The organism is Mesorhizobium sp. M1334 (genome assembly GCF_040317995.1).
Taxonomy (GTDB): Bacteria; Pseudomonadota; Alphaproteobacteria; order Rhizobiales; family Rhizobiaceae; genus Mesorhizobium.
The window spans coordinates 562,177-583,172 of record NZ_JAMYLM010000002.1 but is presented as its reverse complement, the minus strand read 5'-3'; the positions used below and the strand labels follow the sequence as shown (position 1 = coordinate 583,172).

Below are 20,996 nucleotides of genomic sequence, written 5' to 3'. Positions count from 1 at the left end.
ACTCCGGCGATGTCGGACCATATGGCTCGCCACGCCAGTTGCCGGGCCATTCTTCAGCCCTCGGCGGCAGGGTTCCGCGGCTAGCGTCGACAGCGGTCAGCCTTCGCCAGTTGCCTTTTCCGCCACGGGCTGCGGAACCGGTTCCAGCTCGGCTGCCGCCGGCTGCGCTTCGGCCGGCTTGCGCCGGTTGCGGATGAAGGCGGCGAGGCGGTCGCGGATTTCGCCGGCGCTGAGGAACACCGGAACGCGCGCCACCGGCGCGGTCGGCTCGAAGGACAGGCCAAGGCCGGTGATCCTGCCCTTGTCGTCGACGTCGCGCACGATCAACTCGATCGGACCGAGCAGCACGCGGTCGGCGTATTCGGCGTGGCCGCCGAGCCGCGTAGTGACCAGGTCGCCGATGCTGAGCTTGCGTTCCGCTTCGGTCAGGCCCGGTGCATAGGCGGTCTCCAGTTCCTCGGCGGAGCGTGACGGATCGACAGCGAAGGCGCCGAAGAAGTCGGCATCCTCGGGATCGACCACGGCACGGCTGGCGAACAGCTTGTCGAGCAGGCGCGGATAGCGGTCCGGCACAAAGATGTAGACGTGGTCGCCGGCCGCCAGCCGGCCCATATCCTGGAAGCGCATTGAGCGTCCGTCGCGCAACACAAGCGATGGCCGCGCCCAGCGCGGAATGCGTTCGCCGCGCGCCACCGGGCTGCCGGGTGCCACGCGGTAGGCGAGAAGCTCATGATGGGCGGAGCCCGGCAGTTCCAATTCGACCTTGTCGAGCGGTCCCAGGCGGGCCGGCACGATAAGGCCGAGGCGGCGCGCCAGCGGCCCGACGGTCCATCCCTGGATGATCAGCGAGACCAGCACGATGATGAAGGCGGTGTTGAAGATGAGGCGGCCGTTCTCCAGGCCGCCGAGCAGCGGCGTGATGGCAAGCAGTATCGACACGGCGCCACGCAGGCCAACCCATGAGACAAAGGCGACTTCCGGGCGTGGCAGGCGGAACGGCACCAGGCACAGCCAGACCGCGATTGGCCGTGCCACAAATATCAGGAACAGGCCGAGCAGCACTGCCGGCACCAAGATCGCCGGAAACTGCGAAGGCGTCGCGAACAGGCCGAGGATCAGGAACATGATGATCTGCGCCAGCCACGACATGCCGTCCTGGAAGCGCTTGAGGATGGTGACGGCCCGGATATCGGAATTGCCGGCAATCAGGCCTGCGAGATAGACCGCCAGGAAGCCGGAGCCGCCGACGGCGCCGGCGGCAGCAAACACCATCAGCGACAGCGTCAGCACGAAGATCGGCAACAGGCCGTGATCGAGATTGAGGCGATCGACAAGACGCACAATGGCCATGCCGCCGAGAATGCCGATGACCGCACCGAGGCCCATGTTGACCAGGAAACCGACGGCAAGATCGGTAACCAGCACCTTTGCCTCGGGGTGGGCGTTGGCGGCGATGACCTCGACCAGCGTGATGGTGAGGAAGATGGCGATCGGGTCATTGGTGCCGGATTCCACCTCGAGCGTGGACCGCACGCGCTCGCGCAAATTGATCTCGCCGGCGCGCAGCAGGAAGAACACCGCCGCGGCGTCGGTCGAGGCGACGGCGGCACCGAGCAGGAAGGATTCCAACCAGGTCAGGTCGAGCAGATAATAGGCGGCGGCGCCGAACAGTCCGGTGGTCAAAAGGACGCCGAATGTCGCCAGCGACAGCGCCGGCCCGGCCGCCTGCCGCAAGGCGTTGAGCGGCGTACCGAAGCCGGAATCGAAAAGGATGACCGCCAGCGCCAACGAGCCGGCAAAATAAGCAACTCGGGCGTTGTCGAAGTGGATGCCGAGACCGTCGGTTCCGGTAGCGAGGCCGATGCAGAGAAACAGCAGCAGGAGAGGGGCGCCGAAACGGAAGGCGATCAAGCTCGAAAACGCGGCGGCAACGACAAGTGCTGCTCCAACAAGCGTCACCAGATAGATACCATGCTCCATTCGTTGGTCGCCCCTAGTCGATATGCTCCGGCATCACGGGAGAGTGGGGCGAAGACATGGCCGCTGCAAGGCAGCAGCGTGGCTTTTTGCCCCACGCTGCCGATCGTCGAAAGTTTTGGCATCCCCGAGCAGCAGAGCGTGCGTTGGCGGTTCGTGCTGCAACGAAAAACGCCCGGACTGAGCCGGGCGTCTTCCAGGTCGAGAAGATGGTTCTGCGATCAGGCGATGGTCTTGCCGAAGGCGACGGCGGTATCGCCCATGCGGTTCGAGAAGCCCCACTCATTGTCGTACCACGACAGCACCGAAACGAAGTTGCCGTCCATGACCTTGGTCTGGTCGAGCGCCACGATCGAAGAATGCGGATCGTGGTTGAAGTCGATCGAAACATTGGGGTGACGGGTAACGGCGAGGATGCCCTTCAGCTTGCCGTTTGAAGCGGCGATCACCGCGTCATTGATCTCCTGGACGGTGGTCGGCCGCTTGGCGATAAACTTGAAATCGACGAGCGAAACGTTCGGCGTCGGCACGCGGATGGAGATGCCGTCGAGCTTGCCCTTGAGCTCGGGCAGTACCAAGCCGATGGCCTTGGCGGCACCGGTCGATGTCGGAATCTGCGACAGCGCGGCAGCACGGGCGCGGTAGAGGTCCTTGTGCATGGTGTCCAGCGTCGGCTGATCGCCGGTGTAGGAATGGATCGTCGTCATCATGCCCTTTTCGATGCCGACCGCCTCATTCAGCACGGCCGCCAGCGGCGCCAGGCAGTTGGTGGTGCAGGAGGCGTTCGAGATGACGATGTGATCCTTGGTCAGCTTGTCGTGGTTGATGCCATAGACGACGGTGAGGTCGGCGCCCTCTGCCGGAGCGGAGACGAGAACGCGCTTGGCACCGGCGGTCAGATGGGCGACGGCCTTGTCGCGGGCGGTGAAGATGCCGGTGCATTCGAGCGCGATGTCGATGCCGAGCTCCTTCCAGGGCAGTTGCGTCGGATCCTTGATCGCGGTGACCTTGAATTTTTCCTTGCCGACGATGATCTGGTCGCCGTCAACCGTCACCTCATGCGGAAAGCGGCCATGCACGCTGTCGAAGCGCAGCAGATGCGCGTTGGTCTCGACCGGGCCGAGATCGTTGACCGCGACGACATCGATATCCTTGCGGCCGGATTCATGGATGGCGCGCAGAATGTTTCGGCCGATGCGGCCGAATCCGTTGATGGCAACTCTGACGGTCATTGTTCTCTCCCTGGGAGTTGGAGGCCGAAGATCAAGTCCGCAGCTTCATAACGGCGGACGGGCAAAGAATCCAGCCGCCGAGGCTTGGATTTAAATCGATTAATGCTCCACCGCCCGGCAAAACCGCTATGCCAGCCTTTGCCGGTCGGGGCTCACCTTCATTTGCCGTGCAGACGGGCTTCCGCCGCCTTCACCGTTGCTTCGGCGGTGATGCCGAAATGCGGGTAGAGCTGTTCGATAGTGCCGGAGGCGCCGAAGCCGGTCATGCCGATGAAGATGCCGTCGGTGCCGATGAAGTGATCCCAGCCCTGGCGGATGCCGGCTTCGATGGCAATCTTGAGCGGCGCATTGCCGATCGTTCTGCTGCGATAGTCGGCGCTCTGCTTATCGAACAATTCGAAGCACGGCACCGAGACGACGCGGGTCGCGTGGCCGTGCTTTTCCAACGCCTCGCGGGCGGCCAGCGCGATCTCGACCTCGGAGCCCGAAGCGAAGATCGTCACCGCGGCTTCACCGCTGGCGGCGGCAAGTTCATAGGCGCCGCGGCTGCTGAGGTTTTCCGCAACGAAGTCGTTGCGTACCGTCGGCAGGTTTTGCCGGGTCAGCGCCAATGTCGAAGGCGTCTTTTCCGACTCAATGGCCAACTGCCAGCATTCCGCGGTTTCGACCGCGTCGGCCGGGCGGAAGACATTGTGGTTCGGGATGGCGCGAAGTGCTGCCAGATGCTCGACCGGCTGATGGGTCGGGCCGTCTTCGCCAAGGCCGATCGAATCATGGGTCATGACGAAGATCGAGCGGATGCCCATCAGCGAAGCAAGCCGCATCGCCGGACGGGCATAATCGGAAAAGCACATGAAAGTGCCGCCATAGGCGATAATGCCGCCATGCAGCGTCAGCCCGTTGAGCGCTGCCGCCATGCCGTGCTCACGAATGCCGTAGTGGACATAGCGCTGGCCATAATCGTCGGCGGTGATGTTCTTGGTCTGGCTGGTCTTGGTGTTGTTGGAGCCGGTCAAATCAGCCGAGCCGCCGATGGTTTCGGGCACGGCGCCGTTGATGACCTCCAGCGCCATTTCCGATGACTTACGGGTGGCGACCTTCGGCTTGTCGGCGGCGAGCTTCTTCTTGTAATCGCCAATGACGGCGTCGAAGTTGGCCGGCAGCGTGCCACTGATGCGGCGTTCGAACTCTGCGCGCAATTTGGCGTCGGCCTTGGCAAGCCGGCTTTCCCAGTCGGTGCGCGCCTTGACGCCGGTCCGCCCGGCGGTACGCCATGCGTCGAGGATATCGGCCGGAACCTCGAAGGGCGGATAATCCCAGCCGAAGAATTTTCTGGCGCCGGCGATTTCCTCGGCGCCGAGCGGCGAGCCATGCGCCTTGTTGGTGCCGGCCTTGGTCGGCGCGCCGAAGCCGATCGTCGTCTTGCAGGCGATCATCGTCGGCTTGTCGGAGTGGCGGGCCGCTTCGATGGCATAGGCGATCGCTTCCGGGTCCTGGCCGTCGATATGGCTGGCATTCCAGCCGGACGCCTGGAAGCGGGCGACCTGATCGGTGTTATCGGCGAGCGACACCGGGCCATCGATCGAGATGTTGTTGTTGTCCCAGAAGACGATCAGCTTGTTCAGCTTCAGATGCCCGGCAAGCGCGATGGCTTCCTGGGATACGCCTTCCATCAGGCAGCCGTCGCCGGCCAGCACATAGGTGTAGTGGTCGACGAGATCTTTGCCGAAAGCGGCATTCATGATGCGCTCGCCGAGCGCGAAGCCGACCGAATTGGCAAGGCCCTGGCCGAGTGGGCCGGTCGTCGTCTCGATGCCGGCGGCATGGCCGTATTCCGGGTGGCCCGCCGTCCTCGACCCCAATTGGCGGAACTGCTTGATCTGGTCGATGGTGATGTCTTCGTAGCCGGTCAGATAGAGCAGCGAGTAAAGCAGCATCGAGCCGTGGCCGGCCGACAGGATAAAGCGGTCGCGGTCCGGCCAATGCGGGTTTTTCGGATCGTATTTGAGAAAGCGGGTGAACAGCACCGTGGCGATGTCGGCGCAGCCCATGGGCAGTCCGGGGTGGCCGGAATTTGCCTTCTCGACGGCGTCCATGGCGAGAAAACGGATCGCATTGGCCATCCGGTCATGTTGTTCGCGCGAGGTCATACTTCCTCCAAAATGGGGGTTTGGGCCTTGGGAAAGCCCTTGAAAAGGGTGCGCGACACATAGCAGGCGCGGCCTTTTAGTCAACAAATCGGTGTGCTTTTGCCGGTCTTGTGATGGCCATGCGCGACTTACATTAGCGTTAGCAGGGGACAGTCGCGACAGCTTTATTGACGTGCGGTTCACACGACGGGTAATGTTTCAGGGATAACGCGTTCTGAACGTGGATGATTCGGTGATGGGCAGGGCGCAGGACGAAAGCCATGACCGGGGAAACGACCCTCAAGGAAGTCATTGCCAGGCTGGGTAAGGCCATCGAAGGGCTGGAAAACGCCGTCGCGGCCAAGCTCGAGCACGAGCGGGACTATTCGGAAGCCGAGGCCGAAGTGCAGCGGATGAACGCCGACCGCTCGCGGCTGGCGCAGGAGCTCGACAATTCCGAAGCTCGCGCCGAACGGCTGGAAGATGCCAACAAAGAAGTGTCGCGAAGGCTGGTGACAGCCATGGAGACCATCCGCGCGGTACTGGACAGGTAGGTTAATGGCACAAGTCACGGTTTCCATCGACGGCAAGCAATATCGGATGGCCTGCGACGAGGGCCAGGAAGAGCATCTGATCGATCTTGCCGAGCGCTTCGACCGCTATGTCTCGCATCTGAAGGATTCTTTTGGCGAGATCGGCGACCAGCGGCTGACCGTGATGGCCGGCATCATGGTCATGGACGAGCTTTCGGAACTGCAAAAGCGCGTCAAGGGCATGGAAAGCGAAGTGCTGACGCTGCGCAAGACGCGCGACGATGCACTGACCAAGGCCGATAAGAACGATTCCGTGCTGACCGGAGCGCTCGGCGCGCTGGCCCAGCGCATGGAAGACCTGGCGACGACGCTGGCAGTGAACAAGGCGTAGCGCGTCGCGTCGCCTCATCGACCCGACGCCACTTAACGGCGGAATGGGCAACATATGAGCCGAACAATCGGCGGAAATGCCTGCACGTTTAACCAACCTCCGGTGCTTTTTCGCCAGCGCGGAAATCACTGCTGTATTTCCCGCCTAAGTGACAAAAATTTTTTTGAGGCCGGCCACTATCCTAGCGTCAACAGCCACTTGAAGGATGACGCCGCAGTGTTAGAAATGCAAGCAACGCCGGTGGGGCGTTCAATGCCAGCGGCAAGCCAAACAGGTAGGGACACGCCATGAGCCTTCGCATCAACGACATCGCACCGGACTTCACCGCGGAGACCACGCAAGGACCGATCAGCTTCCATGAATGGATCGGCGACGGCTGGGCGGTATTGTTCAGCCATCCGAAGAACTTTACGCCGGTTTGCACGACCGAACTCGGCACGATGGCCGGGCTCGAAGGCGAGTTCAGGAAGCGCAACGTCAAGATCATCGGCATCTCGGTCGATCCCGTCGAAAGCCACGAAAAGTGGCAGAACGATATCAAGATCGCGACCGGCCATTCGCTGAACTACCCGCTGATCGGCGACAAGGATCTCAAGGTCGCCAAGCTTTACGAGATGCTGCCGGCGGGTGCCGGCGAGAGCTCGGAAGGCCGCACGCCGGCGGACAATGCCACGGTGCGTTCGGTCTACGTCATCGGGCCCGACAAGAAGATCAAGCTGGTTCTCACCTATCCGATGACGACGGGCCGCAACTTCGACGAAATCCTGCGCGCCATCGATTCCATGCAGCTGACCGCCAAGCACCAGGTGGCGACGCCGGCGAACTGGAAGCAGGGCGAGGACGTCATCATCACCGCTGCCGTCTCCAATGAGGATGCCATCAAGCGCTTCGGTGCCTACGAGACGATCCTGCCATATCTCAGGAAGACCAAGCAGCCTTCCGCCTGAGCAGGCAGGGGCGGCACGGAGAAATTTTCGGTTTTCCTGATCCTATGAGCATGGGGTGCTTGACGGCGCCTGGTTGACGGACAACCATGCCTTTCATTTGCCGTGGCAGAGAAAATCCTTCCTGCCGTGGTGAGGGGCGAAGGAGGCTGGGATTGGACGCATTATCGGCCAGGTCGCAGGTCACCGGCTTCTATGACGAGCCGAGCGGGTCCGTCCAATATGTGGTCGCCGACATGGCGACCCGCAAATGCGCCATCATCGATCCGGTGCTCGACTTCGACGAAAGGTCCGGTGCAACGGCAACGAAGAACGCCGACGCCCTGCTCGACTTCGTCAGGGAAAGCGGGCTGGAGGTCGAGTGGATCCTCGACACGCATCCGCATGCCGATCATTTCTCCGCCGCCCATTATTTGAGGGGGAGAACCGGAGCGCCGACGGCAATCGGCGAAAAGGTCATCGACGTCCAGAAATTGTGGAAGGTGATCTACAACTGGCCGGAATTCTCCGCCGACGGTTCGCAATGGGATAGGCTATTCGCCGACGGCGCAACTTTTTCGGTCGGCGGCCTTCCGGCGAGAGTGCTGTTCTCGCCGGGCCACACACTGGCCTCGATCACTTACGTCATTGGCGACGCCGCCTTCATCCACGACACGTTGTTCATGCCGGATAGCGGCACCGCCAGGACAGACTTTCCGGGCGGCAGTGCCGAGCGGCTCTGGCGTTCGATCGAGGACATCCTGGCGCTGCCGGACGAGACACGTCTGTTCGTCGGTCACGACTACCAGCCGGGCGGTCGCGAAGCGCGGTGGGAAAGCACGGTCGCGGAGCAGAAAGCCGGCAACATCCATGTTGCCGGCGGCAAGACGGAAGCCGACTTCGTCGCGCTCCGCCAAGCCCGCGACAGGACGTTGCCGATGCCGCGGCTTATCCTGCACGCGCTGCAGGTGAACATGAACGGCGGACGCCTGCCGGAACTGGAATCCAACGGGCGGCGCTATCTGAAGTTTCCGCTCGATTGCCTGTGAGGAGATGGGTCGCTGGCACTACAGTGCCATCCAAACTTGGCGCCGCCCTCATCGTTCTGCGACGGTCATCCAAGTTATTGATCGTTATTGATCCTGATTCGATTTTTGCGATGTTTGAATCCGATAGGTCCATGCGGGAAGGCGGTGGCGGCAGCCGGATGAGGAGCGGCGCAGAACGCCAGCTAGGTGTTTACTCAGCGTCAGGGTTTTGTTCGGCAGGCTAAATGTTCATACGTGATTTGCCAAGGGTCGCCCTCGGAAGATCTTTCCTCGCCGATCCAATGGAAGTTGTTGGCAGTGATCTCTGTGAAACGCCAACGAGTTTTCAGACCGCGCGAGTCATCGCCGAGCTGGACAATGTCCTTACCCTCGGCTCGGCCGATCTGGCGCGAGTGATCCCGGTTGAGCGGGTCGTTCCATATGATGTGCCAGCCATCGATCCCAGGGTCGAAGATGCGCAGGGTCGTGCCGTACATCGTGGACGGCGCAGGGCGCTTGGGCCTGATCCAAACGTCCTGAATCGCGCGGCCTTCGAGCACCCAGCCAAAATGGCATTCGCCATCCCATTTCTGGATTGTGCCGTCGTCGAGATAGCGGACCGAGTCCATTTCCCAGCTTCCAATTAGCCATCCATAGAGGGCCATGTCTTTCGCCCGATCGGCTGGGGGACCTTCGGATCCAAGAGCGGTCAGAAACGGGGAAATCGTCATCGTCATACTGCCTTTCGTTTCCAACAGACGAGCTCCAACTGCCTGAGGCAGCCCCAGCGGCCCGTTATCGGCGGCCCGTTATCGCGCCACTTGCAGCGAGCGCCGGGTTGTGGAATGCGCCGGTCGGCGCCGGAATATCGACGCCACAGCTTGCAGCGTTACGGTCTTCAGGGCTTGGGGAAAATTGCTGTAATGCCGTTATCAATGCGATCGTCTGCGGACGCCATAGCGAGGCTACGGCAGTTACGGCGGCGGATCGGACATCCGCGTGCAGCGGTGTTGCGATAACGACATTCATAAACAAGGATCTAAGCGCATCGCACAAGGCCGGTCGAACGCGACGCGCTTTAGAAAAACGGCGGCGCCAGTTACCTGACGCCGCCGTTTTTTGGTTCTCTTGGAGGCCTACGCAGCCGGCTGCACCTCAATCGTGCGCAACGCCTGCGTCTGGCGCTTGGCCGCGGCCTTGACCGCGTCCTGCACCTTCTCGAAGGCGCGCACCTCGATCTGCCGCACCCGCTCGCGGCTGATATCGAACTCGGCCGACAGCTCTTCCAGCGTCAACGGCTCATCGGCGAGGCGGCGCGCCTCGAAGATGCGACGTTCACGGTCGTTGAGCACGGCAAGAGCGCCGGACAGCATGCCGCGCCGGTTTTCCAGCTCGTCCTGCTCGATCAGCATCTCTTCCTGGCTTTCGTGGTCGTCGACCAGCCAGTCCTGCCATTCGCCGGACTCGCCTTCACTGGCCCGGATGGGCGCATTGAGCGAGGCGTCGCCCGACAGACGGCGGTTCATCGACACGACTTCCGCTTCCGAGACGTTCAGCCGGGTGGCAATCTCGGTGATCTGGTCGGGCTTCAAATCGCCTTCATCGAGCGCCTGGATCTTGCCCTTCACCTTGCGCAGGTTGAAGAACAGGCGCTTCTGGTTGGCGGTGGTGCCCATCTTGACCAGGCTCCACGAGCGCAGGATGTATTCCTGGATCGAGGCCTTGATCCACCACATCGCGTAGGTGGCGAGACGGAAGCCGCGCTCCGGTTCGAATTTCTTGACGGCCTGCATCAGACCGACATTGCCTTCCGAGATCACCTCGCCGATCGGCAGGCCGTAGCCGCGATAGCCCATGGCGATCTTGGCGACGAGCCGAAGGTGGCTGGTGACGAGCTTGTGCGCAGCCGTGGTGTCCTCATGCTCGGCGTAGCGCTTGGCGAGCATGTACTCTTCCTGCGGCTGAAGCATCGGAAAGCGGCGGATTTCTTCCAGGTAGCGGCTGAGACCGCCTTCGCCGGAAACGATACTGGGTAATGACTGGGCCATGATAGCGCCCCCTCTCTATTGGAGTGATGCCCCCGAAACGCGGCGGGCATGTGGCGCGAATGCCAAAGGCACATTCGCGCCAACCGACATATATAGGAACAAAACCAGAAAGACAGGCATTTGTTCAGCACGAAACAGTGTGTCACGCTGAAGTGAACAACGCCGGTCAGGTTTTCAGGTGGTTGGTTCAGAGCTTGCGGAAGCCGTCGACGAGTTCCTCCATGTCCCACGGTATCGCTGCTTCGAACCTCATCGTTAGATGGGTATCGGGATGGCGAAATGCAAGGAGGCGGGCGTGCAAAGCTTGTCGCGGAAACGCCTTTACCTTGCTCCTTAGCGGCTCGGGCAACCGGTTGGCCTTGGTTCGGAAAGCCTGGCCGTATTCGGGATCGCCGATCACTGGATGGCCGATATGGGCCATGTGGACGCGTATCTGGTGGGTGCGACCGGTTTCCAGCCGGCATTCGACCAGGCTCGCCGTGGCGAATTCCTGCTGCTGCTCGCCAAAGCGCTCGACGACGGTGAAATGCGTTATGGCATGGCGCGCATCGTCGCGGCCTTGCGGCACCACGGCACGGCGTACCCGGTCGGCGGCGCGGCCGAGCGGCGCGTCGACCGTCCCGGTCGGCCTTGCCGGTATGCCCCAGACCAACGCCAGATAGGCCCGCTCGAGATCGCCGGTCAGGCCGTGGTCGGCAAAGGCCTCCGACAACGCCTTGTGGGCGCGGTCGGTCTTGGCGACGACCATGACGCCGCTGGTCTCCTTGTCGAGGCGGTGGACGATGCCCGGCCGTCTCACGCCGCCGATGCCGGACAGGCTGTCGCCGCAATGATGGATCAGCGCGTTGACCAGCGTACCGGTCCAGTTGCCGGCGCCGGGATGTACGACCAGCCCGGCCGGCTTGTTGATGACGATCAGCGCGTTGTCCTCGTAGAGGACGTCCAGCGCAATATCTTCGCCTTGCGGCGCCGCCGGTTCAGGCTCCGGCATGTCGACCGACACGCTGTCACCTTGTGCCATCTTGCGCTTCGTCTCTTCGACCTGCCTGCCGCCGATCCTGACCGCGCCTTGCTTTATCAGCATCTGCACCCGGCTGCGCGACATGTCGGGGCCGAGCCTGGCCGCCAACCATTGGTCGAGCCGCTGGCCGGCGGCATCGGCGCCCGCCTCCAGCACGATCGATCCGGCCCCTATTAATTGTCTGACCTCTTCGTTATGAGCGCTCATCGAAAACAGTTCCGGAATCTGCTGCCATGGCCCGGCCGCTTGCCGACGAAGACGAGGAAAAGCCACTCGACCCCGAGGTCGAAAAGGTGCGGAGGAAGCTCGTCCGCTTCGTCGCCATCAATCTCGGCCTGCTGTTCCTCGCCCTTATGGTGGTGATAGCAGCACTTGTCTACAAAGCGCGCAACGCGCCGCCTGCCGCCCCGCCGTTGACCAGTGACTTCCAGGTGCCGATCGGCGAACCGGTCAACGGCGACATCGTGCTGCCGGTCGGCGCCAGGGTGATTAGCCAATCGCTCTCCGGCAATCACCTTTCGATCGACGCCGAGCTGCCCGACGGCAGCCGCGCCATCTTCGTCTATGACATTACCGAGCGCCGCATCGTCGGCCGTTTTGCGATCAGGAACAAATGACCGGTTTTGCCGAACACCGCAGCATTGCCACGGTCGCGCTTGTCGTCGCAAATTATGACGAGGCGATTTCCTGGTATGTCGACCGGCTGGGTTTTGTGCTCACCGAAGATATCGATCTCGGCGGCGGCAAACGCTGGGTCACGATCACGCCGGGCAAAGGGCAGGGCGCGCGGCTGCTTCTCGCCGAAGCATCCGGCGATGCGCAAAGGCACGCCGTCGGCAACCAGACCGGCGGGCGGGTCTTTTTGTTCCTCGAAACCGACGATTTTGCACGCGACCATGCGCTGATGCTCGAAAAAGGCGTCAAGTTCCGCGAAGCGCCACGCCATGAGGCTTATGGCACGGTCGCGGTCTTCGCCGACCTTTATGGAAATCTCTGGGACCTGATCGAGCCAAAACGATAGGCTTGCAGCGGATTTTTCGTCTGTGCGAGCAGTGGCCCTGAGCCTAGTTGCTTTTTCCCAGCCGTCAGCCTATATCGCCGGTTCTTGAACGCGCCCATCGTCTAGCGGTCAGGACACCGCCCTCTCACGGCGGGAACAGGGGTTCGATTCCCCTTGGGCGTACCAAGTCTCTCCAAGCTCTCGGCAAACCATCAATCCGATCCATCGCCTTAGGTCGCGGCGGGTTTGGCTCATTGCCGCTTCTGGCGCAGCGGAGCTGATTGCATTAGCATTGCATCATGGGTCTTGAGGCACCGCTTAGCGGCGCGCAGAACGTCGCGCTGACCAGGGCAGTCGATGCCACGCGGGGGGACCCAGATACAGAAACTACAATCGCAAGGCGTCCATCACGCTGGTCGGCACTGCCTGGAGCCGACCTGAGCTACAGCTGCCGGCGGCGGATCGTTTTGGCGAGCTCGGCGAAGGCGCCTCTCCCTTGAAGGGTGGATGCCGGGAATACTCGGCCCTTAGCACCGGCCAGCGAAGCTGCGCGCGACGCGCATGGCTGGGCTCTAAACCCGCCATACTCCAGTTGCAGTATCGTAGCTTCTTTGCCGTTCGAATTTCTCTCAGTCATGGCTTCGCACGATACTAAGATATGCTGCGAACGGCACATCCACGGCGCGCTCAACCATTCGATCTATTCCGGCAAGCCGAAAAGCGTTTGCGCGCCTGCTATTCCTCCGAGCGGATGACTGCCCATGGCGATCATCGGCTCGGTAGTTTCTGCCTCGAACACTGTCGACGCGAGCACCGTCCGTCCCAACGGCTTGCACAGCCCTTCGATGCGGCTGACAAGATTTACAGCCTTGCCGATCGCGGTGAAGTCCAACCTGCCGGCAGTGCCGATATTCCCCCAGAGTATCTCGCCGACATGCAGGCCAATGCCATATCCGAGCTCGGGGCCGCCATTGCGGCGCCGAGTTTGGTTGAGATGATCTATCCCGGCGCGCGTAGCCTTCACGGCTCGGACCGCAGCGTCACATGCGGCATTTGCATCGCGCTCGCCAATCGGGAAAATCGCGAGGACGCCATCACCTATAAACTTGAGAACCTCACCACCAAATGCGTGCACCGCGCCGGCGACGCAATCGAACCAGGCATCAAGTACCAATACGATCTCGTCTGCATCATAAACCTCGGATAGATCAGTGAAACCTCGAAGGTCCGCGCACAGAAGCGCAGCCCGTATCGTCTCTCCCCTTACTCGACGAGAATGACCGTTGAGCACATGTGCTGCACTGCGCTTTCCCAAATATGCTTCGAGCAATGCGCGTTTCGCGGACCGTTCTGCGAGTGCGGTCATCGGAGCCGCAGCAAACCGGGAGATTTGCCGCAGCAGCTCTGACTGCGCATCATCCGGAGTATGGTCGAACGCCCACACCAAAGTCGGTGCGACACCGCCCGCTCGCTCGTCGAACACGATCGCCCGCGTCGTGCCAAGCCACTCCCGCAGCACGAGCCGGGGATCGGCATTCTGGCGGTCGGCGCCTATCCCCAAAGCCTCGACCACTTCACCCCCAGGCGCTCGCCAGAGCCAGATGCGGCGTGAGATAATCGGGTCGGGAGCATCCTGCGCCAGTGCGCCGGCGATGATCGGCAAGCCGTCTTCCATCAAATGCGTTGAGAGCTGCAATAGAAGTCGGCCACCGTCGCCAATATGCGCGGCGTCGTCCAGAAGGAATGAAAGCGAGTTTGCGAGAAGCATCGGTAGAAGATCACTCGGCACCGGCTTATGCTTACGCCTCGAACATCTTCTTGCAACTCCCCATATTCGCTTGCACGGCATTCGATGCGGATGTGACCTGGAGTGAGCGATGGCGGAATCGGTTTACACAGAGATTGAGGTCGCGGCGCCACAAGCGACCGTGTTCGCGCTTTTGACGGATCCGGACCAGATCGTGCGATGGATCGGGACCGAAGCGAATTTGGATGCATCGCCGGGCGGTCTGTTCCTCGTCAATGTCGGTGGTCGCCACATGGCGCGCGGTGAGTTCACCGAGGTGATCCCGGTCCACCGTCTCGCCTACAGTTTTGGCTGGGAAGACAACGAGACCGTGCCGCCCGGCTCCAGCCATGTCGAGATCGACCTGATCGCGAGGGATGCGGGGACACTGATCCGCTTCACGCATAGCGGACTGCCGAACGCAAAGGAGCGTGACAGCCACCGAAGGGGATGGGAGCACTACCTCTCAAGGCTGAAGATCACTGCCGATGGGGGACATGTCGATCCCGATGTGCCGATGAAGAATATGTGATTTTCATCTAGGGCCACGGATGCCCGTAATCCGAACCAGGCGCGGCATGCGTCAACGAGGCCCCTTTGACCTGCCGTCGCCAAACCGGCCGCTCGGGAAACCCAGCGACCTGCGGGCAGCCGCACCATTACAGCTGCCGGCCACGGATCGTTTCGGCGAGCTCGGCGAAGGCGTCCGCGCTCTTGGCGCCTGCGTGGAGTTCTTGAAACTCAGCGCTTCTGGCGCAACGCCTCGGATTGAACTAGCATCCGTTCATCAAAGCTCCGGCCGCACTCCTGCAGGATGCGGAATGCGGAGCGAAGGCGAGCGAGGCCGGGCGCGATCACATGCCGGGCGCTGATCCAAGCGCGACTGGGCATCCGAACTTCCGTTCGGCTGCAAGACGGCGTGGCCGGGAGGAGTCAGATGCAGAAGCTGCAGTCACAAGGCGTTCATCACATCACGCTGGTCGGCGCCGGGCGTCAGACCTCGATCGATTTCTGGGAGGGCGTGCTCGGCATGCCTTTCATCTTCGAGCAGCCCAACCTCGACAAAGCCACCGAAAGCCATCTCTATTTCGATCCGGGCGATGGCCGGCTGATCACCGTCTTCACCGACGAGAGCCGCACGCCGGAGAAACGGCGCACGCCGACCGATACGGGCTGCGTGCATCACATCGCGTTTGCGGTGTCGCGCGTCACCTTCCTGCAGGCGGTCGCCCGGCTCGACGAGCGCGGCATCAAGCACAGCGGCGTCAAGGATCGCGGCTTCATGGACTCGATCTATTTCGAGGATCCGCTCGGCCTGCTGATCGAACTCGCCTCCTACCGCTTCGAGCCGCCGGCCGGCTTCAGCCATGCCGACGTGCTGATGGAGGCGCACAAGCTGCGTGTCGCGCGTGGCGACTACAACATCGCCGAGGTGCACCTTGCCGATGCGATCCAGGCGCTTGTCGAGCGTTCGCGCACGACCTTGTCGGAGGATCGCGCACCGAAAAATCCGTACTGACGGCACGCCGAACAAAGGGAGGATATAATGGCAAAGACAGCAACCATGAGTGCAAAGAAGCCCGCGGCCAAGGCAGCCAAGCCAGGAGCGAAGCCGGCGGCCGAAGCCGCCGCCAAGTCAGCGGCGAAAGTGGCAAAGCCGGCGACGAAGGTCTCCGCCAAAAAGGTCGCGAAGACCAAGGCGAAACCGGCGAAAAAGCCGGCGCTCACGCTCAGCATGCTGAAGCCGAGCGTCAACAATATGAGCGTTCGGGTGTTCGCGCGCGCGGCCGGGCTCGACCATTCCGAGACCGACGTATGGGGCCTCACGCGCTCGCCCGAATATATGGCGCGAAACCCGGCCCATTTGACGCCGATGATCGAGGACAAGGGCCTGCCGAGAGGTGTCTTGTGGGAAAGCTGCGCCATTATGCAGTACCTCGCCAACAAGCACGGCCTGGAGAAACTATATCCCAAGGCGCCGGCCAAGCGGGCAATGATCGACAGCGCCATGTTCTACCTGATCGGGACGCTCTACCCCTATGTGGCGCGCGCCACCTATCCTGCACTGAATTTCCCGCAATATGCCGGCGAGGTCGGCCACAGCGACGCTCATCCCGACAAGAAGTCGGAAGCCCAGAAGGCCGCTATGGAAGCGATAGCCGAGCCGCTGGAGGTGTTTCACTCCTTCTTCAGGAACGGCAAGCCGTTCATCGGCGGCAAGGACCCGTCGATCGCCGACATCCGTCTGGCGGCGACGCTCGAGTTCCTCGCCGTCATCGACTACGCGTTGCCCCAATGGGCAAAAGACTATATGGCGGCGATCGAGAAGAAGCTCGGCAAGGCCTATGCCGAGCCGGCCGGCGACGTGCGCGGCTATATCGCCTATGTGAGGTCGCAGGCCAACGCCTGAGGCACATGCCAATAGCGGTCGTCCGCACGTCTGCAGGAGCCGGTAATGAACTGGGGATTTTAATCTCCCCTGTTTGCACGATGTGGGGAGCTTAAGGTTTCGTTAACCTAAACCCTTTCTACTGAATCCACCTCCAGCCCGCGACCACGGATGTACTGGCGCGGAAGGGAAGCAAAGGTCGGCTGCGCGCCGGCCTTTTGCTTATTTCAGCCCCTGCCGAAGTTGCGCCAGACGGCGTTTCACGACGCCTGCATGGCTGATGAAACGCGTCGCCGCCATCTTGTCATCGCCGTTGTCGGCCCTACCATCGAAGTTCGTCCCGTCCTCGAGGGCGGTTCAAGGACAGAGGCCCTGCCATGAAAAGCATTGCTGGAATGATCGTGATCGCAGGCGCCATGCTGGTGGGCGCAACCGGTCAATCGAATGCAGCGACGCTCAACACCATGCCCGAGGTCGGGGCTGCCATCCAGGCGTGCTGGACCCCTCCGGCGAATGCCGGGAATTCCACCGTCACCCTGAGCTTCAGCTTCAGGCGCGATGGCACGCTGATCGGCCGGCCCAAGCCGACCGCCATCCGCGTCGCCGGCGAGGAGAAGGCGCGCCAAGCTTTTGTCGACGCGGCGGTCGCGGCCGTGGACCATTGCCTGCCGTTGAGCTTTTCACCGGCGCTGGCCGAAGGCATCCCGGGCAAGGTGTTCACTCTGCAATTCAACTCGCCCAAACAAGAACAGGCTGCACCGCGAGTGAAGGCTTCGCCTTGATCTTTTCCAAAAACCGGATTCCACTTTTCGGGATCTAGTGGCGGCTTCGTCTGGCCTCGACATGTCGCGCCAGTTCCGGCATCTCGAAGACATAGTCGCTCCAGGCCGATTCCGGAATCTGGCCGGCGAGATAGCACTCCAGCAAAAGCCTCTGCTCGTGGTCGAGTGGCCTTGGTACGCGTTCATGGTCCAACCCAAGTGAATGGAACAGATTCCTGGTCAGCCCCGCGACAGTGAAGTGGATCGACATTTGCGGTCTCCTCCGTTGGACGCTCAACGCCGAACCTGGGGCTAAGGTTTCAGCAACGGCCGGCCGGTAACGCCGGATTGATCGCGGTGCGGAACCAGCCGCGCGCTTCAAAGTTTCGCCGTGGCGGGCGTCGTTGCTGCCGGTTCGTCTCAATCTTGAAATAAAAATGTAATATTGAATTCACGCGAGTGGATGTACTACACTAGAACTTAAGTCTCCGATGGTCGTGTGGTCTACTTCAATTAGATAAAACTGATTTAGCCAGAACTTATCCATACTCGACAAAGAAATCCTGTTCTCGGTGCAACAAGGACAATGGTCGTTCCAATGACACGCTTCTGGCTCCTCACGATTCTGATGCTGGTGTCGGCAATAGCCATTGCGCTCGGCACATCCTTCTCCTACGCGGATAGCTGCGGTGCTGTCAGGAGCCAATTGCTTTCGGCGGGGCGCAGCGGCGGGACCAGCCCCGAGCTTGCGCAACTGCGCCGGCAACTCGCCGCGATTCAAAGGCTGGAGAGACAGCGCCGATGCACGGCGAAAACGGCCGGCTTCTTCTTCAACCCCTGCGCCGACCTGGTCGCCAGCAAGGCGGAGGTGCAACGCCAGATCGCCAGACTGTCGAATTCGGGCAGGGACACGTCCGGATTGAAGGCCAGGTTTGTCGCGCTGGGCTGCGCCGCCCCCGCTGCCAAGAAACAGCCGGCGCAGCAGCGCACAGTAGCCAAACCCCAGTTCGCAGGCGCAACAATGGGCGGCAATCGGATGCTGTTTTGCGTTCGCTTGTCGGACGGATATTTCTTCCCCGCGCCAAAATCGCAGTTCGCCAAGAGCGACGATCTGAAGGAAACGGTCGATCAGTGCCGCTATATCTGCGACGATGCCGGCGTCGACCTCTACACGCTGAGCGACGCTACTCGCGAGACTGAAGAGATGGTCGCGCTCCAGTCGGGAAAACCCTATGTGGAGCTACCTGCCGCGTTCCGGTACCGCGACGACGCGAACTTCAAGGCCTGCGACGTCAAGCGCTATTATCGGCGCGTCGCCGAACTCAGGGCACGAACCGTGACACCGGCCAACATGACCAACGCCATCATTCCTTTGCCGACGGCAAAACCGGATTTTGGCATCGTCGCGGAAATTCCTGAATCCGGGATCGAAACCGCCGGTGCCGTTCCTGCAGAGGCAAAAACGCCGGTTGCCGAGGTGCAAGGCGCTGCCCAGCATCAGTCGATCGAAAGGGCGATCGGCGCGCGGCCGGTGAGAGTGGTCGGGCCGGCCTTTTTCCCGGCGAACTGACCTAGGCGGGCGATGTTCCGAGACGGCGAACTTTTGACCGGATAGCCGCTTCGAGGCGTAGGGCCGTCGACCGACGTCGGCTGGTTATTCGCAGACCATGCGGGCACGTTTGCCGGGCTCGCTGACGTTCCTGCAAGTTAGCGCCTTCGTCGGCTCCGGCGACAGCACGGGTGGGTTGTTGGTGGCCCTCCTCCGTGGCGCTGCAACGGAAGCTGCATTCCTGCGCATCGCCGGCCTTTTCGTCGTTTGCGGCGCCACTGGAAAGACGTCGGTCTCCAGTTGCGACTGTTCGGCTTGCGCCTGCGGCGAAGGCCGGTCCCAGAACCGGCGAACATCGAGCGGCTTGGGAATGATCACGGTGCCGTCATAGCTGCGAGCGCAGCCGCTTCCCAGAGGCAGCGCCAGGCACAGAAAGACAGGCAGAATCCGTCGAGACATCAGCAATACCCCTGCAAGCTTATAACGCCGCTTCGGCCTAACCGACAACCGGCGGAATAGGGCGAAGGGAGTAGATACCGTGAAGTAGAAGTCGTCGCGCTTCCCGTCGAAGGCCTTGCTCGAAGATCGAGCGCCGAGTCGGGCGCGAATGGGGATCCAGCGCGAGTTAGAAACTTGCGATTCGTCAACGCTTCCAGCGTAAGGCCATGGTGCGATCGCACCATACCAAAGCCGCGCTCAGTGGCGACAATGGGATGTTCGAAGTTCCGCTCCTCCAGTTACGGGCGGGAGCAGCGACCGCCGGCAAGAAACAGGGTCAGATTTACCCCAACGGACCTGTTTCGGCGATGGCGCGGCCATGACACGTTCTGGCTGCATGCAACGCGCTCCCGTCCGGTTTTTTTCTTTTAAAGCCGGTGGCTGCGATCGCCGAGCCGACGATGCCGGCCGGAAATCACGCAAGCTGCTGATTCCAGCGGCAAACCGCGGCCCATGCCGACAAAGCCCGCGGCCGCTCCTTCTTAACCCGGCTGGACGACGTTACCGGAGCGACATGAAACTGTCATGCGACTGTAATAATCGGGGGCTATTGGCCTCAGCGGGCGCCGGAGGAATGGCGCCGAGAGACCATATTCCGAACAGGAGCAGGCCACATGAGACATTTCATCCGCTCGGCGGCCGTTGCGATTGCAATGGCGGCGACGACCACCCTCACCCTGTCCTCCGCGCTCGCCGCGGACATCTCCGGCGCCGGCGCCACCTTCCCCTACCCGATCTATGCGAAGTGGGCCGACACCTACAAGAAAGACACCGGCGTTGGCCTCAACTACCAGTCGATCGGTTCCGGCGGCGGTATCAAGCAGATCAAGGCCAAGACCGTTACCTTCGGCGCTTCGGATGCGCCGCTCAAGGGCGACGAGCTTGAAGCGTCCGGACTGGCTCAGTTCCCGATGGTGATGGGCGGCATCGTTCCGGTCGTCAATCTCGAAGGCATCAAGCCGGGCGAGTTGGTTCTCGACGGCCCGACGCTGGCCGACATCTTCCTCGGCAAGATCACGAGCTGGGATGACGAGGCGATCAAGAAGCTCAATCCCGACGTCAAGCTGCCTTCGCAAGCGATCGCGGTCGTTCACCGTTCCGATGGTTCGGGCACGACGTTCAACTTCACCTATTACCTCGGCGACGTCAGCGCGGACTGGAAAGAAAAGGTTGGCGTCGACAAGGCCGTGGAATGGCCGGTCGGCATCGGCGCCAAAGGCAATGAGGGCGTTGCCAACAACGTCTCCCAGACCGGCGGCGCGATCGGTTATGTCGAATACGCCTACGCCAAGCAGAACAAGCTCACCCACACCGACATGATCAACAAGGACGGCAAGAAGGTCGAGCCCACCGCAGCCGCGTTCTCGGCGGCAGCGGCCAATGCCGACTGGAGCTCGCAGCCGGGCTATGGGGTGATCCTCGCCAATGAGCCGGGCGCCGAGTCCTGGCCGATGACGGCGGCGACGTGGATCCTCCTGTATAAGAAGCCGGACGACGCCGCGACCACCGGCGAAGCGCTCAAATTCTTCGCCTGGGCGTATGACAAGGGCGACGAGATGGCCGGCGAGCTGGACTACGTTCCGATGCCCGACAAGGTGGTTGAGAGCGTCAAGGCCATGTGGGCCAAGGAAGTCGTCGGCGACGATGGCAAGCCGCTCTACTCGGCTATGTAATCTCCTCCAGGGAGGGCGTCGACGGCGCCCTCCCTGTTGCCTTTAATCGCGAGGACCC

General features: G+C 61.8%; 21 protein-coding genes and 1 tRNA gene. 13 read left to right on the top strand and 9 right to left on the bottom strand.

Translation table 11 applies throughout. The annotated features are described in order from the left end of the window. Positions 1 to 96: 96 nt before the first annotated feature. The 3 genes from NKH17_RS06330 to tkt all read right to left on the bottom strand — a co-directional run bounded on the left by NKH17_RS06330 (position 97) and on the right by tkt (position 5,359). Entirely contained in the window at positions 97 to 1,980 is a 1,884-nt protein-coding gene (locus tag NKH17_RS06330; protein WP_352805066.1) for a potassium/proton antiporter, read from the bottom strand. A gap of 218 nt (positions 1,981 to 2,198) precedes the next feature. Beyond that, the gene (gene gap, locus NKH17_RS06325) at positions 2,199 to 3,209 is read right to left on the bottom strand and encodes a type I glyceraldehyde-3-phosphate dehydrogenase (protein ID WP_023678507.1); all 1,011 of its coding nucleotides are present in this window, start codon (positions 3,207 to 3,209) and stop codon (positions 2,199 to 2,201) included. A 158-nt stretch (positions 3,210 to 3,367) separates the two neighbouring features. Then, complete coding sequence (gene tkt / locus NKH17_RS06320; protein WP_352896429.1) at positions 3,368 to 5,359, bottom strand: transketolase; 1,992 nt, start codon at positions 5,357 to 5,359, stop codon at positions 3,368 to 3,370. Positions 5,360 to 5,619: 260 nt separating this feature from the next. Between tkt and NKH17_RS06315 the strand changes: the two genes are divergently transcribed. The 4 genes from NKH17_RS06315 (at position 5,620) to NKH17_RS06300 (ending at position 8,234) form a co-directional block, all read left to right on the top strand. Further along, positions 5,620 to 5,892: a DUF4164 domain-containing protein gene (locus NKH17_RS06315; protein WP_006200774.1), complete on the top strand. Its 273-nt coding sequence runs from the start codon at positions 5,620 to 5,622 to the stop codon at positions 5,890 to 5,892. A gap of 4 nt (positions 5,893 to 5,896) precedes the next feature. Beyond that, on the top strand, positions 5,897 to 6,262 hold the full coding sequence (locus NKH17_RS06310) for a cell division protein ZapA (protein ID WP_254816554.1): 366 nt from the start codon (positions 5,897 to 5,899) through the stop codon (positions 6,260 to 6,262). A gap of 287 nt (positions 6,263 to 6,549) precedes the next feature. Continuing rightward, positions 6,550 to 7,209, top strand: a complete 660-nt coding sequence (locus NKH17_RS06305) for a peroxiredoxin (protein ID WP_254816555.1) — start codon at positions 6,550 to 6,552, stop codon at positions 7,207 to 7,209. 152 nt (positions 7,210 to 7,361) lie between these two features. Continuing rightward, positions 7,362 to 8,234 carry an MBL fold metallo-hydrolase gene (locus tag NKH17_RS06300; protein WP_352898226.1) on the top strand — a complete coding sequence of 291 codons (873 nt, stop codon included), beginning with the start codon at positions 7,362 to 7,364 and terminating at the stop codon, positions 8,232 to 8,234. Between the two features lie 200 nt (positions 8,235 to 8,434). On the opposite strand, the gene NKH17_RS06295 is transcribed toward NKH17_RS06300, so the two are convergent. The 3 genes from NKH17_RS06295 to NKH17_RS06285 form a co-directional block, all read right to left on the bottom strand. Next, positions 8,435 to 8,968, bottom strand: coding sequence for a hypothetical protein (locus tag NKH17_RS06295; RefSeq protein ID WP_352898229.1), 534 nt, complete (start codon positions 8,966 to 8,968; stop codon positions 8,435 to 8,437). 381 nt (positions 8,969 to 9,349) lie between these two features. Further along, positions 9,350 to 10,261 (bottom strand): RNA polymerase sigma factor RpoH, encoded by a 912-nt coding sequence (gene rpoH / locus NKH17_RS06290; RefSeq protein WP_352898232.1) that lies wholly within the window; start codon positions 10,259 to 10,261, stop codon positions 9,350 to 9,352. Between the two features lie 187 nt (positions 10,262 to 10,448). Continuing rightward, complete coding sequence (locus NKH17_RS06285; protein WP_352801775.1) at positions 10,449 to 11,489, bottom strand: RluA family pseudouridine synthase; 1,041 nt, start codon at positions 11,487 to 11,489, stop codon at positions 10,449 to 10,451. Between the two features lie 26 nt (positions 11,490 to 11,515). Here NKH17_RS06285 and NKH17_RS06280 point away from each other — a divergent pair, with 26 nt between their 5' ends. The 3 genes from NKH17_RS06280 to NKH17_RS06270 all read left to right on the top strand — a co-directional run bounded on the left by NKH17_RS06280 (position 11,516) and on the right by NKH17_RS06270 (position 12,468). Further along, positions 11,516 to 11,899 carry a fimbrial protein gene (locus tag NKH17_RS06280; protein ID WP_254816559.1) on the top strand — a complete coding sequence of 128 codons (384 nt, stop codon included), beginning with the start codon at positions 11,516 to 11,518 and terminating at the stop codon, positions 11,897 to 11,899. Then, positions 11,896 to 12,303 (top strand): VOC family protein, encoded by a 408-nt coding sequence (locus tag NKH17_RS06275; RefSeq protein ID WP_352801777.1) that lies wholly within the window; start codon positions 11,896 to 11,898, stop codon positions 12,301 to 12,303. Before NKH17_RS06280 ends, NKH17_RS06275 begins: the two co-directional genes overlap by 4 nt. A 90-nt stretch (positions 12,304 to 12,393) precedes the next feature. Beyond that, positions 12,394 to 12,468, top strand: a tRNA-Glu gene (locus tag NKH17_RS06270). Between the two features lie 514 nt (positions 12,469 to 12,982). Here the strand turns inward: NKH17_RS06270 and NKH17_RS06265 are convergent. Next, entirely contained in the window at positions 12,983 to 14,050 is a 1,068-nt protein-coding gene (locus NKH17_RS06265) for an adenylate/guanylate cyclase domain-containing protein (protein ID WP_352801824.1), read from the bottom strand. Between the two features lie 109 nt (positions 14,051 to 14,159). Between NKH17_RS06265 and NKH17_RS06260 the strand changes: the two genes are divergently transcribed. The 4 genes from NKH17_RS06260 (at position 14,160) to tolA (ending at position 17,239) form a co-directional block, all read left to right on the top strand. After that, entirely contained in the window at positions 14,160 to 14,600 is a 441-nt protein-coding gene (locus NKH17_RS06260) for an SRPBCC family protein (RefSeq protein ID WP_023678521.1), read from the top strand. 405 nt (positions 14,601 to 15,005) lie between these two features. Next, on the top strand, positions 15,006 to 15,587 hold the full coding sequence (locus NKH17_RS06255) for a VOC family protein (RefSeq protein ID WP_352801826.1): 582 nt from the start codon (positions 15,006 to 15,008) through the stop codon (positions 15,585 to 15,587). 27 nt (positions 15,588 to 15,614) lie between these two features. Further along, the gene (locus tag NKH17_RS06250) at positions 15,615 to 16,478 is read left to right on the top strand and encodes a glutathione S-transferase family protein (RefSeq protein ID WP_352898237.1); all 864 of its coding nucleotides are present in this window, start codon (positions 15,615 to 15,617) and stop codon (positions 16,476 to 16,478) included. Positions 16,479 to 16,834: 356 nt separating this feature from the next. Next, a complete protein-coding gene (tolA, locus tag NKH17_RS06245; RefSeq protein ID WP_352801830.1) occupies positions 16,835 to 17,239 on the top strand; it encodes a cell envelope integrity protein TolA in 405 nt (134 codons plus the stop codon). Positions 17,240 to 17,273: 34 nt separating this feature from the next. On the opposite strand, the gene NKH17_RS06240 is transcribed toward tolA, so the two are convergent. Then, positions 17,274 to 17,489: a hypothetical protein gene (locus tag NKH17_RS06240; RefSeq protein ID WP_352649246.1), complete on the bottom strand. Its 216-nt coding sequence runs from the start codon at positions 17,487 to 17,489 to the stop codon at positions 17,274 to 17,276. 327 nt (positions 17,490 to 17,816) lie between these two features. Here NKH17_RS06240 and NKH17_RS06235 point away from each other — a divergent pair, with 327 nt between their 5' ends. Beyond that, a complete protein-coding gene (locus NKH17_RS06235) occupies positions 17,817 to 18,788 on the top strand; it encodes a DUF2865 domain-containing protein (RefSeq protein ID WP_352801832.1) in 972 nt (323 codons plus the stop codon). 84 nt (positions 18,789 to 18,872) lie between these two features. Here NKH17_RS06235 and NKH17_RS06230 read toward each other — a convergent pair whose 3' ends face one another. After that, positions 18,873 to 19,226, bottom strand: coding sequence for a hypothetical protein (locus tag NKH17_RS06230; RefSeq protein WP_254816568.1), 354 nt, complete (start codon positions 19,224 to 19,226; stop codon positions 18,873 to 18,875). Positions 19,227 to 19,879: 653 nt separating this feature from the next. Between NKH17_RS06230 and pstS the strand changes: the two genes are divergently transcribed. Beyond that, the gene (gene pstS / locus NKH17_RS06225; protein ID WP_352476192.1) at positions 19,880 to 20,938 is read left to right on the top strand and encodes a phosphate ABC transporter substrate-binding protein PstS; all 1,059 of its coding nucleotides are present in this window, start codon (positions 19,880 to 19,882) and stop codon (positions 20,936 to 20,938) included. The last annotated feature ends 58 nt before the right edge of the window (positions 20,939 to 20,996 follow it).